Origin of the sequence: Escherichia sp. E4930, from assembly GCF_005845405.1 — a bacterium.
Classification (GTDB): Bacteria; Pseudomonadota; Gammaproteobacteria; order Enterobacterales; family Enterobacteriaceae; genus Escherichia.
Window position 1 is genome coordinate 444656 of the sequence record NZ_VCDZ01000007.1, and the last position, 14790, is coordinate 459445.

A 14790-nucleotide genomic window follows, 5' to 3' on the forward strand; every position below is an offset into this window, starting at 1 on the left:
TTGTGTCCTTTAGTCAGAAACGCAAGATCTGCGCCAGACTTGCTATTACGCCAGCGGGATTTTCCCGATGCGCGTTATGTCCGGCGCGAGGAATGACATGGCAGTCGGCAGCCAGTTCCGCCGCCAGAGCGCGGAATTTGCTGTCACGTTCACCACATAAATAATAAAACGCAAATGTGCGGGCGCTAAGGTTAGCACGTAAATCAGGCTGGACGGCGAGAGAAGTCGCCTCCAGCATGGCGGCAAGGGTTGCGCCATTATTGTTGCTGCGCAGCGCCACCAGCTCCCGGCGTTGATCGTCATTGAGCGAGGCAAAAACAGGCTGTTGGTACCAGTCGGTAAACACCGCCGTTAATGGTTCTGTGCGAAAACGCTGCGCCCAGCGATGATCGGAAAGCTGACGTTCCGTGCGTTGTTCAGCACTTTGCAGCCCAGGATGCCCACCTTCGACAATCACACCACAAAGCCCCGGCATCCCCTGACAAGCCGCCATCATCGCCACCCGTCCGCCGAGCGAGTACCCCACCAGCCAGAAGTTAAGGATGTTGTAACTAACAAGGGTTTTACGCAGTACGTCGGTGACATCATCAAATCCATCGACGCTAATTGCCGCCGAACCGCCGTGACCGGGGAGATCAACATACAACCGCGAGTAGTCGGTAAACGCCTCGCCCACTTTTTGCCATTCATGGCAATCGCCGGAAAAACCGTGCAAAAACACCAGCCAGGGTAAACCTGGTTTGCCGTGTTTTGCCTGCGCTTGCAGGATCATAAATGGCTTACCTGCGCCAGCAACTGCTGGAGTGTTTGCGCACCATCAGTATCGTTAACGACCATTTCAATCACCGTGGTGGTCGGCGTGCGCCAGGCGTCAGCAAGCGCCGTTTCAAGTTCCTGCCAGTTTTGCGGACGATGATATTTCAGCTCAAACATCGCGGCAGCGTGCTCAAAATGGACGTTTTGCGGCATCAGATAGAAACGCTCGCGCTCGCTTTTCGGCGTCGGCAACAGCGAGAAAATTTGTCCGCCGTTGTTGTTCACCACAATTAATACCAGCGGCGCGGAAACCTGACGCAATAGCGCCAGCGCGTTGAGATCGTAAAGAGCAGAGAGATCGCCCACAATCGCCAGCGTCGGTTTACCACTGGCCCGCTGAACGCCTGCGGCGGTAGAGAGCAGCCCATCAATTCCGCTGGCCCCACGGTTGCTGTACACCGGGTAACCTGCCGGAAGTTGCGAGAGAGCATCGATCAAACGTACCACCAGGCTGTTACCGACAAACAGTTGCCCCTGCTCCGGCAAATAGTCGCTGATGCGATGCGCCAGTTGCGCTTCGCCAAACGCATCACGACGGGCAACAACTGCCTGCATTGCCTGTTCAGCCAGACGCGGGATCTCCACGCACCAGGGCTGGCGTTTTTCAGCCGGATGCAGCTCCAGCCAGTCGGCAATATTAGCGACCAGGCGACGTCCACGGTGGTGTGCCGGGTCAAGCTGCCCTTCGATGTTATCAACAATCCAGTACTCTTCTGGTTCACAGCTTGCCTGCCATTGCAGTAACCGTTTACCGGTCAGGCTGCTACCCAGTTGCACGACAATCTGCGCCTGTTGCAGTTCGCTGGTCGCTTTGGCATTGCCTAACCAGAGATCGGCACACGGCAGCGGCTGCCCGGTTTGCGACAGCACGTCGCCAATCAGCGGCCAGCCAAGAGTTTGCGCCCACAATGCAACTTTTTTGCCCTCTTCCGCACTCATGCGCCCGGCAACCACCACGCCGCGCTTTTGCCGCCAGAAGAACCAGTCGCACTGTTTTTCGCTCTCAAGACGAGGCGCTTCACGCAGCCACGGTTTATCGCCCTGCCACCAGTCGCCAAGACATTGTTGCCAGCTAAGTCCGGTATCGTCCATCTCGCCATAAAGCGGTTCGGCAAACGGGCAGTTGATATGGACTCCACCCGCATGCAGCGTGCCTAAAGCGTGGTCGATAGTAGAAACCAGCCAACGGGCGGGAATATCCTGAGTCGGGCGCGGTAGTGAAATGCTATGCGTAGGATGAGAGGCGAACATACCCGGCTGACGAATTGCCTGATTCGCGCCGCAGTCAATCAGTTCCGGAGGACGATCGGCGGTTAACAGGATCAGTTTTTCTCCGGTTAACCCAGCTTCAATCAGTGCCGGATAGAGATTCGCTACCGCCGTGCCGGAAGTCACTATCACCGCCACCGGCTGTTTACTGACCTTTGCCAGTCCCAGCGCCAGATGCCCCAGCCCACGCTCATCAAAATGAGTGTGATGAATGAAAGCGGAATTTTCCGCCGCCGCCAGAGTTAATGGCGTAGAACGAGAGCCAGGGGCGATGCAGACGTGTCTGACGCCGTGACGTGTTAATGCTTCCAGAATGACCGCCGCCCAGCGTCGGTTAAATGCGCTTACTGACATGAGTTTGTCCGGTATCAATATTGCGGCTAAGTATAAGGAGCTACAAAAATAGATTATTGATATGAATCGGTAATGATGCGACTCATTACTATTCCAATTGTAATAAAGTGCGCAGTCCTGCCGCTTTGTTGTCGATTTCCTGCCACTCCAGTTCGGGGTCTGAGCCTCGGACAATACCCGCTCCGGCATACAATCGCACGACATTGCCACTGATTTTCGCCGAGCGCAGGGAAACGCAGAATTCGCTTTGTTGTAATGAGAGATAGCCCGCAGAACCCGCATACCATTCACGGGTAAACGGTTCGTTCCGGGCGATGAACTGCCGTGCCAAATCGCGCGGTAAACCTGCCACCGCTGCCGTTGGCTGCAACTGATGCAGACAAACCACATCATCTGCCGTATTAAGCGAGGTCCAGATACAGCGACGCAGATGCTGCACTTTACGCAGACGAAGCACCTGCGGCGGTAAAACATCCAGCGCCTGGGTGTCGCTCTGTAATCGCTGGCAGATATCTTCCACCACCAGCATATTCTCGCGCTGGTTTTTATCATCCGCCATCAGCCACTCGCCCAGTTGCTGCGCCTGTTTATCATCAGGATGATTCGCCACCGTTCCCGCCAGTGCTTCAGTACGCAACGCTTTGTCACGCCGCCGCCAAAGCCGCTCAGGAGATGAACCCAGGAACGCGCTTTCGCCATCAAAAGCCATGTAGAAATGGTAGCAGTTCAGGTTCAACCGACGACTGGCAGCCATCATTGCCGCCGCGTTAACTGAATCGGAGAAATGCAGATCGGTCGCCCGCGCCAACACCACTTTATCCAGTTCACCTTCAGCAATGGTGTCAGTCGCCAGTTTAATTAACCCCGTCCAGGCTGGTTTGTCCGGCCAGTGATTTTCTTGGATGATGGTTAAATGCAGAGCTGGCAACGGTTTAATGTTTGCCAGAGCAGCAATGTATTCCTTTGCCTGATATGCGTCATGCTGAAGGGAGTTTTCGCTGAAAAGGGTCAGTCGAAGGGTCGCTTTGCCTGCACAGCGTCGCCATTCCAACCGCGGGAGGAGTAAATTGCCCTGGGAAGGGTCAAACGCATTCAGCCCCCAGATACGTAAGTCGGTGTGATCCGGGTATTGTCGGAGAAAACGCTGCGCCTGCGCCAGCGACGAAAAGCTGGCTATTGTACCCAGCACGGCAGCCTCTTCATCACCATTGCGTTGTTGCCAGTAAAATTGCGGATACATTTTCTGGCTGGCCAGCCAGCTTAAGGCATCAAAGGCGTCATTTAATGGGAAAGGAACATCAAAAACCCGAATGCCGGGCGTCGCTGGAAACTCTTGCGACAGATGGCGCAATAGATTTTCCAGCGCCGTAGTGAGTGATTGCACGCGGACCTCTCCCTGTTAAAAGCCTCACATTATACGGGGTACTGCAAAAAAAATGCAGTACCCCAGTGTAGGGAGGTTTTAACGGCGTGCCAGCAACAGTCCTAATACCAAACCAACCGCAGCGCCAACGCCAATCCCCTGCCACGGTTTTTCATGAACGTAGTCATCGGCACGATAAACCGCTTGCTTCGCCCGATAGTAATAGCTGTCTGAAGCCTGACTGACTCTTTTTTTCACATCATCCAGCGCCTTCTCTGCTCGCGCCTTCAGCTCAACATATTTCTGATCGGCGGGATCGCCAGAGGAGCGCAGCACTTCTTCCAGTGTTTCACTCAGCAACGTCAGGTCGTCATCGATGCGTGTATCACCAAATTGATTAGACATTCTCGTTCTCCATTTGCTTAAAACCTGCCACTAACTATAGACAACGGTTATCAATTACGCCTGAATGACTTCGCGCGCCATCCCAATGTGGGGAATACCATCTTCCTCGTAAATGTCGGTCACAGGGATAAAGCCAAAACTGCGGTAAAAGTTTTGTAAGTGCGCCTGCGCTCCCAGATAAATCGCCTTGTCCGGCCAGTGGCGCGTACATGATTCCAGCACCTTACTCATCAGTTGCTGCCCCACTTTTTCGCCCCGCAACGCTTCGCTGACAATCACCCGACCAATCACCACCGGTTCGAGATCATCATCACTTTTCAGAATCCTCGCATACGCGACCAGTTTCCCGTTTTGCCAGCCGAGAATATGACGATTTTCCCCTACCAGATCGTCACCATCGACATCCTGATAAGGACAGTTTTGTTCGACCACGAATACCGCACAACGCAGTTGTAATAAGGCATAAAGATGAGAAACCGATAATTCAGAGTGATGAAGATCCTGCCAGTCGATCATGATGCGCTCCTTTTGGTTGTATGCCTTATACTAGCCGGATTATTTTTAGAAATGTGATGGTCTTATGGAATTAATTTTCTTAGGTACTTCGGCGGGAGTTCCGACCCGGGCGCGTAATGTCACGGCGATATTGCTCAATCTGCAACATCCGACCCAGGCCGGACTTTGGTTATTTGACTGTGGCGAAGGCACTCAACACCAAATGCTGCACACGGTGTTTAATCCCGGCAAACTGGACAGGATTTTTATTAGCCATCTTCATGGCGATCATCTTTTCGGTCTGCCCGGTTTGCTGTGCAGTCGTTCCATGTCAGGTATTGTGCAACCCTTAACCATTTATGGTCCGAAAGGTATCCGTGAATTTGTTGAGACAGCGCTACGCATTAGTGGCTCGTGGACCGATTATCCACTGGAGATTATTGAAATTAGCGCAGGCGAAATTCTTGATGATGGCTTGCGTAAAGTGACAGCTTATCCGATGGAACATCCGCTGGAATGTTACGGCTATCGCGTAGAAGAACATGATAAGCCTGGTGCGCTGAATGCTCAGGCATTAAAGGCCGCAGGCGTACCGCCAGGCCCATTGTTTCAGGATTTGAAAGCCGGAAAAACTGTCACACTGGAAGACGGTCGGCAGATTAACGGCGCTGATTACTTAGCCGCGCCTACACCAGGAAAAGCGATCGCCATTTTCGGCGATACGGGTCCTTGCGATGCCGCGCTGGCGCTGGCTAAAGGTGTCGACGTAATGGTTCACGAAGCGACTCTGGATTTGGCGATGGAGGCCAAAGCCAACAGCCGCGGCCACAGCTCCACACGCCAGGCGGCGGCACTGGCCCGTGAGGCTGGTGTCGGTAAGCTAATCATTACCCATGTTAGTTCGCGCTATGATGATAAAGGCTGTCAGCACTTGTTACACGAGTGCCGGACGATTTTCCCGGCAACTGAACTGGCGAGCGATTTCGCGGTGTTTAGCATTTAAGTCGAAAGCGGTGATTAGTTGGCAGATTAATTTAATGATGCCAACGCACTTATTTTTCATCTGTTTGCCGAATACGCTGGATGTCGATATCCGGCAAACAGATTTATCATTTTTAGTTTTGTGAATTGTCCAGACCTTCCGCCTGCCCAATCAGGCGAATAAATTCCGCTCTGTAGCCTTGTTGATCCGGTCCTTTCGCTTGCCGCGCCCACTGTTCGATCTGCTGCCAGGAGGTATTATTCAGGTATTCAGAACCGCGCAATTTTTGCCCAAACGCAGCTACTGCTGCGCGAAAATGCATATCTTCTGAAGGTGCGTTTATTGTGGGTGCCAACGGGAATTCAACTAACTGACTTTCTTTTCCCTGCGGGTATTTCCAACGAATCTTTAACCAGGCCAGTTCTTTCGCTTTATCCGATTTCGCTGATTTGCTATCCGGGGCATAGCGTAACTTATCAATTGATGCTTTTTGCCCGTTCAGCGTTAGCTGCCGGTGTCGACGTCAAGGCTAAACATCGCCAACGGGTTTTGCGCTACCTGCTTAACCGGATTATCATCGAACTGCTGATAGCGAGCGGTTCCTGGATTTGCGATACGTGTAGCTTTTGCTTTAGCCGCTCTTTCAAATGTTGGCGCTTCCTGTAATCGCCCCTGCAAAGCCTGTTTGTCTGAGGATTGTTGGACTTCTTGCTGGGCTAAGGCTTTCGCGTCTGCAGCGGCTTTGGCGGCGCTTTGCTCAGCCACTTTTGTTGCCGCTTGTTGCGCGGCAAGCACTTGCTGGTCAGTGGGTGTAGTAGATTGTTGTTGCTGACTTTCCTTATCATCAGATTCCGGTCCACATCCTGACAAAATAAAACCACTAATAAGCAACATGATTATATTTTTATTTCGCATATAAAATCCTTTTAAATAAACTCAGCTACCAGACATAAAATAGACTCTTTGTATAATCCGACCAATCTTAATAAAATACAATCTCGAAACCTATAACAAATAATAATTCAACAGCAAAACCCATTAGCAATTTATATATGAAAAAAAATAACCTTTTCCTTTTTTATATTATTCCTGTTTTCACTTCCTCTGATTGTTTTTTACCAACCCTGGGTCAATGCATTACCGCCAACACCCCAGCACGCAAGTCCCGAGCAATTAGAAAAAACAGTTCGTTATTTTACACAAACTGTGCATCCACGTAGTGCTGACAATATTGATAATCTGAATAGATCCGCTGAGTATATAAAAGAGGTCTTTGTCAGTAGTGGTGCCAGAGTTACCGTGCAGGACGTCCCCATTACTGGTGGCCCCTACAAAAACATTGTTGCTGATTATGGTCCTGCCGATGGACCGCTGATTATTATTGGTGCGCACTATGACTCTGCCAGCAGTTACGAAAACGATCAATTAACCTATACGCCGGGCGCGGATGATAACGCCAGCGGCGTGGCAGGATTACTCGAACTGGCACGTTTGTTACAACAGCAAGCGCCGAAAATAGGTGTGCAACTGGTCGCCTATGCGTCGGAAGAACCGCCCTTCTTTCGTAGCGATGAAATGGGGAGCGCGGTACACGCCGCTTCGCTTGAGCGTCCAGTGAGATTAATGATAGCGCTGGAGATGATTGGCTATTACGACTCTGCGCCTGGGAGTCAGGATTACCCTTACTCTGTCATGTCCTGGCTTTATTCCGATCGTGGTGATTTTATTGCTGTCGTCGGCAGAGTGCAGGATATCAGCGCTGTGCGTCAGGTAAAATCTGCGTTGTTATCAGCAACAGAGTTGCCTGTTTATTCTATTAATGCGCCAGGTTTTATTCCCGGTATCGATTTCTCCGACCACCTAAATTATTGGCAACACGATATTCCCGCCGTAATGATTACCGACACCGCTTTTTATCGTAATAAACAATACCACTTGCCCGGTGATACCGCAGACAGACTCAATTATCAGAAAATGGCTCAGGTGGTGGATGGCGTTATAACCTTGTTGCAAAATAGTAAATAATAAAAATTCCTCGAGGAGGATCCAGAAAAAACAACATGCACATTTTATTTTCCCTCGTCTGTTTTAAGATGCGAAAAATTAAATTCAACGGAGGAAAAACAAATGGGAATGATTGGCTATTTTGCAGAAATTGACTCAGAGAAAATTAACCAACTGCTTGAGTCTACTGAAAAACCTTTGATGGATAATATACATGACACGCTTTCAGGTTTACGGCGACTGGATATTGATAAACGCTGGGATTTTTTACACTTTGGCCTAACGGGTACCTCTGCTTTTGATCCAGCGAAGAATGATCCGCTGAGTCGTGCCGTGCTTGGTGAACACAGCCTCGAAGATGGCATAGATGGTTTCCTGGGATTGACCTGGAATCAGGAGTTAGCCGCGACAATCGACCGCCTGGAAGCTCTGGATCGAAGTGAGCTGCGTAAACAGTTTTCCATTCAGCGACTCAATGAAATGGAGATTTATCCGGGAGTGACCTTTTCAGAAGAGTTAGAGGGGCAACTCTTTGCTTCGATCATGCTTGATATGGAAAAGCTGATTAGCGCGTATCGACGTATGCTGCGACAAGGGAATCATGCGCTGACGGTTATTGTTGGGTGATGGTGTCAAAGGCACCATAAAAAAACCGCCGAACATGTCGGCGGCTTTCTGACTTACAAACTAACAGATTACATCAGCGGCATTGCTAACCGCACAATACTAATCAGCGGTTGTGGCCATACACCCAGCACCAGAACCAGCAGTGCAGAGATGAGCACCACGATACCGCCTGCGCTGTACTGCCAGTTTGACGGTGCATCGCGACCCGGTTGTTCCGGTGCGTGCAGGTACAGGCTCACCGCCACGCGCAGATAGTAGTAAAGGCCGATTGCCGAACCGACAACCACGGCACCCACCAGCCACCACAAGTGTGCCTGGACACCGACCGCCAGCACGTAGAACTTACCAATAAAGCCCAGCGTCATCGGGATACCGGCCAGAGACAGCATCATCACCGTCATCACCGCCGCGAGGATCGGACGATGCCAGAACAGTCCGCGGTAAGAGAACAGGGAATCAGCATCCGGGCCACGATACGGGCTGGACATCAGGCTGACCACGCCGAACGCGCCGAGGCTGCTGAACAGATAACCGGCGAGGTAAACCCCTACCGCTTCCATCGACATCTCGCCGGTTTGCAGTGCAATCAGCGCCACCAGCAGATAGCCGAGGTGAGAGATAGATGAGTAACCGAGCAGACGCTTGATATTGGTCTGGCTCAGCGCCATCAGGTTACCGAAGATGATGGAGGCAAAGGCGATAATCGCCAGCACCACGCGAATCGCTTCGCTGTCACCCACCGGTGCGTAGAGGAACAGACGCATCACCACACCGAAGATAGCGATTTTGCTCGCCGTCGCCAGGAAAGTGGAAACCGGCGCAGGCGCGCCCTGGTATACGTCTGGCGTCCACAGGTGGAACGGCACCAGAGAGAGTTTGAAGCCGAGGCCAACAATCATCAGGCCGAAACCTGCCAGCAACAGCGGCTCGTTGAGCATACCGTCGCCGAGGTTTTTACCCAGCGCGACAAACGACAGGTCGCCAGACTGCGCATACACCAGCGCCATACCGAACAGCAGGAAAGAAGACGCTGCGGCAGAAAGGATAGTGTATTTGATACTGGCTTCCAGCGAACGTTTCTGGCGGAAAGCGTAACCGACCAGGCCAAACAGCGGCAAAGAGATCAGTTCGATACCGAGGAACAGAGACGCCAGATGGTTAGCATTCGCCAGCAGGATCCCGCCCAGGGCGGCAATTAACACCAACAGGTAGAACTCGTCCTTGTTGTCGTTATAGCCTTCAAGCCACGGGTAGGCGAAAGTACAGGTGGCGAGGCTCGCCAACAATACCAGCCCGGTGTAAAGCATGGCGAAACCATCAACGCGCATCAGCGGCGTAACGTCCATAGCGCCCGCCTGGCCGACAAACCAGAGCGAAACCAGCGCCGCGTTAAGCCCAATAACCGAGAGCGTAGCGTTGAGGAAATGATTGCGTCGCCACGCAATGGAGAGCATCACAACCACCACCGTCAAGCCGACGATCAGCAACGGTAGCAGTGCGATCAGGTTTTGTGGAGTTATTGTCATGGCGATTTACGGCCTTGTAGTAGTAACGGAATTAACAAACCACTGCTGGATGTTGCCAATCGCGGAGTGCGAGGTATCCAGAATCGGCTGCGGATAGAAGCCCAGCAGTACCAGCAGCACCACCAGCAACAGGATCATAAACAGCTCACGCAGCGACATCCCTGGCAGTTCCTGGCTGGCAATCTCGCTTTTCGCTTTACCGAAGTAAGCGCGATGTAACATCGCCAGCGAATAAACGGATGCAAAGACCAGCCCAAAGGTAGAGATAACGGTAATCACCGGGACAACCTGGAAGCTGCCGAACAGAATCATAAATTCGCCGACGAAGTTACCGGTGCCTGGCATCCCAAGCGTTGCCACCGCAAAGAACAGAGACAGTGCTGGCAGCCATTTCATCTTGCTCCACAGACCGCCCATCATGCGCATGTCGCGGGTATGGATACGTTCATAGAGCTGACCGCAGAGAATAAACAGACCCGCCGCTGACAAGCCGTGCGCAATCATCTGAATTACCGCACCCTGGTAGGCCAACTGGCTGCCGGTGTAGATGGCAATCAGCACGAAGCCCATGTGGGAAACCGAGGTGTAGGCGATCAGACGTTTGATGTCGGTCTGGGCGAAGGCCATCCACGCACCGTAGAAGATGCCGATAACACCCAGCCACATAGCGATTGGCGCAAACTCTGCCGACGCGTTCGGGAACAGCGGCAGGGAGAAACGCAGCAGACCGTAAGCGGCGGTTTTCAGCAAGATCCCTGCGAGGTCCACGGAACCCGCAGTTGGTGCCTGGGAGTGCGCATCCGGCAGCCAGCCATGCAGCGGAACCACCGGCATTTTCACCGCGAAGGCGATGAAGAAGCCCAGCATCAACAGGTATTCCACGCCGTTAGACATCGGCGTATTCAGCAGCTCTTCATAGTTGAAGGTCCAGACGCCGGTCGCGTTGTAGTGAACAAAGACCAACGCCAGGATGGCGATCAACATCACCAGACCACTCGCCTGGGTATAAATGAAGAACTTGGTTGCCGCCGTGATACGCGTTTTACCGTCAGAAGCTTTATGCCCCCACAGTGCGATCAGGAAGTACATCGGCACCAACATCATTTCCCAGAAGAAGAAGAACAGGAACATGTCGATGGCAAGGAACACGCCGATAACGCCGCCCAGGATCCACATCAGGTTTAGGTGGAAGAAGCCCTGATATTTTTCGATCTCGTTCCACGAACAGAGTACCGCCAGCACGCCGAGCAGACCGGTCAGCACGACCATCAGCAGCGACAGACCGTCAATGGCGAGATGGATAGAGATACCAAAACGCGGGATCCACGGCATGTCGAATTCAGACTGCCACTGCGGAATTCCGGCGGATTGCGTCAGTGAATAACCGCCCTGCAACCACAGTTGCAGCGACAGCGCCAGCGTCAATCCCATGGTGATCAGCGCGATCCAGCGCGGCACCTTGACGCCAAAGCGTTCGGTCTGCCAGCACAGGAAGCCGCCAATAAAGGGAATTAATATTAGCCAGGGTAGTAACATGGCGATCTTTATTCCTTGTAAAAGTCCCGTCAGGACCGGATTTTCAACGAATTCTCACGACAGAAAATTCTCTTCGGATTGTGGTTGTAGTGTCGGATGCGCCGCGAAGACGGCTTATCCGACCTACGTTCTTAAATCCCCAGGCGCAAGCCCACAATCCTTAACTCAACGCAGTACCATCAACAGTGCCAGCACCACGACCGCACCGATGCTCATGGATGCCACATACCAGCGCAGATAACCGTTCTCGCTTAACAGCAGGCCTTTACCTGCAAAGCGGGAAAGAACCGCCGGAATGTTCATCATTGAGTTCAGCGGATCGCGTTTCAGCAACCAGGCAATACCCAGGAACGGCTTGACGAACACTTTGTCGTACAGCCAGTCAAAACCCCAGGCGTTGTACCACCAGGTGCTCAGCAGACGGCCCGGCGCACTGTTGGCGATGGAGGTCACCAGAGTACGTTTACCCAGCCACAGCCAGGCTGCCAGCAGAATGCCGACCACCGCGACCACGCCAGAGGTAATTTCCAGGGTCAACATGCTGCCGTGCGCCAGCTCCGTCGTTTGCGGAAGCACGCCCTGCAGCGGCGGTACAATCAGTGCGCCAACGAAGGTGGAAAGGATCAGCAGCACAATCAGCGGCAGGCTGTGAGTTACCCCTTTCACGGCGTGAGCGTGAATTTGTTCTTTTCCGTGGAAGACGATGAAAATCATACGGAAGGTGTAGAGCGAGGTCATAAACGCACCGACCAGACCTGCCACCATCAGATTGATATGACCATTCGCCATCGCACCCGCGAGGATCTCATCCTTACTGAAGAAGCCCGCAGTGACCAGCGGCAGTGCCGACAGTGCTGCGCCACCCACCAGGAAGCAGAGATAAACCAGCGGAATAGATTTACGCAGCCCCCCCATCTTGAAGATGTTCTGTTCGTGATGGCAGGCCAGAATGACGGAACCGGATGCCAGGAACAGCAGCGCTTTAAAGAACGCGTGAGTCATCAAGTGGAAAATCGCCGCATCCCATGCCTGCACGCCAAGCGCGAGGAACATGTAGCCAATCTGGCTCATGGTAGAGTAAGCGAGAACACGTTTGATGTCGGTCTGTACCAGCGCGGCAAAACCGGCCAGCAGCAGCGTAACCGCCCCGACAATGCCCACCAGATGCAGAACTTCCGGGGTCATCAGGAACAGGCCGTGGGTACGGGCGATCAGGTAGACACCCGCGGTTACCATCGTTGCAGCGTGGATCAGCGCGGAGACAGGCGTCGGGCCCGCCATCGCGTCGGCAAGCCATGTCTGCAACGGCAACTGCGCAGATTTACCGACCGCACCGCCCAGCAGCATCAGCGTCGCCCACATCAGCATGTTATTGCCGTCAGCAAAGTGCGCAGGCGCCAGTTCCACCATTTCGCGGAAGTTCAGGGTGCCCAGTTCGTTGTAAAGAATGAACAGTGCGAAAGCGAGGAACACGTCACCCACACGGGTCACGACGAACGCTTTCATTGCCGCTGCGCCATTCTTCGGATCGGTGTAATAGAAACCGATCAGCAGATAGGAGCACAGGCCCACGCCTTCCCAGCCGAGGTACATCAGCAGCAGGTTATCGGCGAGAACCAGAACCACCATGCTGGCGATGAACAGGTTGGTGTAAGCGAAGAAGCGAGAGTAGCCCTCTTCACCACGCATATACCAGGAGGCGTACATGTGGATCAGGAAACCCACACCGGTGACCACTGAGAGCATGGTCAGCGACAGGCCGTCCAGCACCAGGTTAAAACCGATGTTAAAGTCGCCTACCGACATCCACGTCCACAGCGGCTGGCTGTATGCCTGCTCGCCGTTAGCGAAGAAGTCAACGCCGATAAAGGCAGTTACCAGCGCCGCCAGGCCCACAGAGCCAACGCCGACGATCGCCGAGACGTTTTCAGACCAGCGCCCACGGGAGAACGCCAGCAGGACGAAGCCAATAAATGGCAAAATAATGGTTAAGGCAAGCATGTTCATCCGCGCATCTCACTTACTGAATCGATGTTCAGGTTCTGGCGACGACGGTGAAGTTGCAGCAGCAGCGCAAGGCCGATACTCGCTTCTGCCGCCGCGAGGCTGATGGCGAGAATGTACATCACCTGACCGTCGGTCTGGCCCCAGTAGCTTCCGGCGACCACAAAGGCCAGCGCGGAAGCGTTAATCATGATTTCCAGACCAATCAGCATAAACAGCAGATTGCGACGGATAACCAGACCGGTTAAGCCAAGAACGAATAAGATTGCCGCGAGGATCAGTCCATGTTGTAAGGGGATCATGCGTGCTCCTCCGTTTTTCTTTTCGCGCTGTCGTCTTTACGATTGCTCAGCACTTCACCCGCACGCTCTTCACGACCGACGTGGAAGGCCACAACCAGACCCGCGAGCAGCAGCATAGAGGCCAGTTCCACCGCCAGTACGTAAGGCCCAAACAGCGTAATACCCACTGCTTTAGCACTGATTGGCGTACCGTCGATACCCTGATCGTTAACACCGAGAATGGCGTAAACAATCACCACCAGCATGATGGCCGACAAAATTGCCGGACCAATCCACACCTGCGGTTTCAGCCACTGGCGTTCCTGTTCGATTTCTGAACCGCCCAGGTTGAGCATCATCACCACGAACACGAACAGCACCATAATGGCACCCGCGTAGACGATAATTTCCAGCGCACCGGCGAAATAAGCGCCCAGTGAGAAGAACACCCCGGAAATCGCCAGCAGCGAAATAATCAGGTACAGCAGTGCGTGTACCGGATTGGTATGGGTGATCACTCGCAAGGTCGCAAGTATGGCTATCAGGCCACAGATATAAAAAGCGAACTCCATTGCCCCTCTCCTTACGGTAACAGGCTCTTGACGTCGATAGGCTTGGCTTCGTTCTCTGCTTCGCCCTTATCTTTGCCGTCGATTGCCATACCTGCCATCCGGTAGAAGTTATATTCCGGGTATTTGCCCGGACCGGAGATCAGCAGATCCTCTTTCTCGTAAACCAGATCCTGGCGCTTGTATTCCCCCATTTCGAAATCCGGGGTTAACTGAATCGCCGTGGTCGGACAGGCTTCTTCGCACAGACCACAGAAAATGCAGCGTGAGAAGTTGATGCGGAAAAATTCCGGATACCAGCGACCGTCTTTGGTTTCTGCTTTTTGCAGCGAGATACAGCCGACCGGGCAGGCTACCGCGCAGAGGTTACAGGCTACGCAACGCTCTTCGCCGTCCGGGTCGCGGGTCAGAACGATACGACCACGATAACGGGGCGGCAGATAGACCGGCTCTTCCGGGTACATTCGCGTTTCGCGTTTGGCGAACGCGTGCAGGCCGATCATCCAGATACTACGAACCTGGGTGCCGAAACCTACTAACAATTCTTTTAAGGTCATGG

14 protein-coding genes and 1 pseudogene are annotated in these 14790 nt (G+C 53.1%); 3 read left to right on the forward strand and 12 right to left on the reverse strand.

All coding sequences use genetic code 11. From position 1 onward, the window contains the following. Nucleotides 1–13: 13 nt before the first annotated feature. The 5 genes from menH to FFT88_RS12340 all read right to left on the reverse strand — a co-directional run bounded on the left by menH (nt 14) and on the right by FFT88_RS12340 (nt 4723). Nucleotides 14–772, reverse strand: a complete 759-nt coding sequence (menH, locus tag FFT88_RS12320) for a 2-succinyl-6-hydroxy-2,4-cyclohexadiene-1-carboxylate synthase (protein ID WP_135404746.1) — start codon at nt 770–772, stop codon at nt 14–16. Further along, on the reverse strand, nt 769–2439 hold the full coding sequence (gene menD, locus FFT88_RS12325; protein WP_135404743.1) for a 2-succinyl-5-enolpyruvyl-6-hydroxy-3-cyclohexene-1-carboxylic-acid synthase: 1671 nt from the start codon (nt 2437–2439) through the stop codon (nt 769–771). Before menD ends, menH begins: the two co-directional genes overlap by 4 nt. An 88-nt stretch (nt 2440–2527) precedes the next feature. After that, nucleotides 2528–3823 carry an isochorismate synthase MenF gene (gene menF, locus FFT88_RS12330; RefSeq protein ID WP_135404741.1) on the reverse strand — a complete coding sequence of 432 codons (1296 nt, stop codon included), beginning with the start codon at nt 3821–3823 and terminating at the stop codon, nt 2528–2530. Between the two features lie 78 nt (nt 3824–3901). Beyond that, complete coding sequence (gene elaB / locus FFT88_RS12335; protein ID WP_000070621.1) at nt 3902–4207, reverse strand: stress response protein ElaB; 306 nt, start codon at nt 4205–4207, stop codon at nt 3902–3904. A 54-nt stretch (nt 4208–4261) separates the two neighbouring features. Continuing rightward, entirely contained in the window at nt 4262–4723 is a 462-nt protein-coding gene (locus FFT88_RS12340; protein ID WP_135404739.1) for a GNAT family N-acetyltransferase, read from the reverse strand. A gap of 64 nt (nt 4724–4787) precedes the next feature. Between FFT88_RS12340 and rbn the strand changes: the two genes are divergently transcribed. Then, complete coding sequence (gene rbn, locus FFT88_RS12345) at nt 4788–5705, forward strand: ribonuclease BN (RefSeq protein ID WP_130207200.1); 918 nt, start codon at nt 4788–4790, stop codon at nt 5703–5705. A 112-nt stretch (nt 5706–5817) separates the two neighbouring features. On the opposite strand, the pseudogene FFT88_RS12350 reads toward rbn, so the two are convergent. Further along, nucleotides 5818–6599 (reverse strand): annotated as a pseudogene (locus tag FFT88_RS12350) (YfbK domain-containing protein). Nucleotides 6600–6746: 147 nt separating this feature from the next. On the opposite strand from FFT88_RS12350, the gene FFT88_RS12355 reads away from it, so the two are divergent. Together FFT88_RS12355 and FFT88_RS12360 are read left to right on the forward strand one after the other, a co-directional pair. Then, entirely contained in the window at nt 6747–7709 is a 963-nt protein-coding gene (locus FFT88_RS12355; RefSeq protein ID WP_135404736.1) for a M28 family metallopeptidase, read from the forward strand. A 102-nt stretch (nt 7710–7811) separates the two neighbouring features. Further along, a complete protein-coding gene (locus tag FFT88_RS12360) occupies nt 7812–8315 on the forward strand; it encodes a YfbM family protein (RefSeq protein WP_131162037.1) in 504 nt (167 codons plus the stop codon). Between the two features lie 68 nt (nt 8316–8383). Here the strand turns inward: FFT88_RS12360 and nuoN are convergent, their stop codons facing one another. The 6 genes from nuoN to nuoI form a co-directional block, all read right to left on the reverse strand. Then, nucleotides 8384–9841, reverse strand: coding sequence for an NADH-quinone oxidoreductase subunit NuoN (gene nuoN / locus FFT88_RS12365; RefSeq protein WP_000156701.1), 1458 nt, complete (start codon nt 9839–9841; stop codon nt 8384–8386). 6 nt (nt 9842–9847) lie between these two features. Continuing rightward, nucleotides 9848–11377: an NADH-quinone oxidoreductase subunit M gene (gene nuoM, locus FFT88_RS12370; protein WP_130221938.1), complete on the reverse strand. Its 1530-nt coding sequence runs from the start codon at nt 11375–11377 to the stop codon at nt 9848–9850. A gap of 165 nt (nt 11378–11542) precedes the next feature. Continuing rightward, nucleotides 11543–13384, reverse strand: coding sequence for an NADH-quinone oxidoreductase subunit L (gene nuoL / locus FFT88_RS12375; RefSeq protein WP_130257463.1), 1842 nt, complete (start codon nt 13382–13384; stop codon nt 11543–11545). Then, nucleotides 13381–13683, reverse strand: coding sequence for an NADH-quinone oxidoreductase subunit NuoK (gene nuoK / locus FFT88_RS12380; RefSeq protein ID WP_000612644.1), 303 nt, complete (start codon nt 13681–13683; stop codon nt 13381–13383). The genes nuoL and nuoK overlap by 4 nt, the downstream gene beginning before the upstream one ends. Then, nucleotides 13680–14234, reverse strand: coding sequence for an NADH-quinone oxidoreductase subunit J (gene nuoJ, locus FFT88_RS12385; protein ID WP_000393511.1), 555 nt, complete (start codon nt 14232–14234; stop codon nt 13680–13682). The genes nuoK and nuoJ overlap by 4 nt, the downstream gene beginning before the upstream one ends. Nucleotides 14235–14245: 11 nt before the next feature. Continuing rightward, the gene (gene nuoI, locus FFT88_RS12390) at nt 14246–14788 is read right to left on the reverse strand and encodes an NADH-quinone oxidoreductase subunit NuoI (protein ID WP_000172749.1); all 543 of its coding nucleotides are present in this window, start codon (nt 14786–14788) and stop codon (nt 14246–14248) included. Between the last annotated feature and the right edge of the window lie 2 nt (nt 14789–14790).

Bases quoted from the DNA above. Each gene is read 5' to 3' on its own strand.
- nuoI (WP_000172749.1), bottom strand. From the start codon at position 14,788: ATGACCTTAAAAGAATTGTTAGTAGGTTTCGGCACCCAGGTTCGTAGT.
- rbn (WP_130207200.1), top strand. From the start codon at position 4,788: ATGGAATTAATTTTCTTAGGTACTTCGGCGGGAGTTCCGACCCGGGCG.
- nuoN (WP_000156701.1), bottom strand. From the start codon at position 9,841: ATGACAATAACTCCACAAAACCTGATCGCACTGCTACCGTTGCTGATC.
- FFT88_RS12340 (WP_135404739.1), bottom strand. From the start codon at position 4,723: ATGATCGACTGGCAGGATCTTCATCACTCTGAATTATCGGTTTCTCAT.
- menD (WP_135404743.1), bottom strand. From the start codon at position 2,439: ATGTCAGTAAGCGCATTTAACCGACGCTGGGCGGCGGTCATTCTGGAA.
- nuoK (WP_000612644.1), bottom strand. From the start codon at position 13,683: ATGATCCCCTTACAACATGGACTGATCCTCGCGGCAATCTTATTCGTT.
- nuoJ (WP_000393511.1), bottom strand. From the start codon at position 14,234: ATGGAGTTCGCTTTTTATATCTGTGGCCTGATAGCCATACTTGCGACC.
- nuoM (WP_130221938.1), bottom strand. From the start codon at position 11,377: ATGTTACTACCCTGGCTAATATTAATTCCCTTTATTGGCGGCTTCCTG.
- FFT88_RS12360 (WP_131162037.1), top strand. From the start codon at position 7,812: ATGGGAATGATTGGCTATTTTGCAGAAATTGACTCAGAGAAAATTAAC.
- elaB (WP_000070621.1), bottom strand. From the start codon at position 4,207: ATGTCTAATCAATTTGGTGATACACGCATCGATGACGACCTGACGTTG.
- nuoL (WP_130257463.1), bottom strand. From the start codon at position 13,384: ATGAACATGCTTGCCTTAACCATTATTTTGCCATTTATTGGCTTCGTC.
- menH (WP_135404746.1), bottom strand. From the start codon at position 772: ATGATCCTGCAAGCGCAGGCAAAACACGGCAAACCAGGTTTACCCTGG.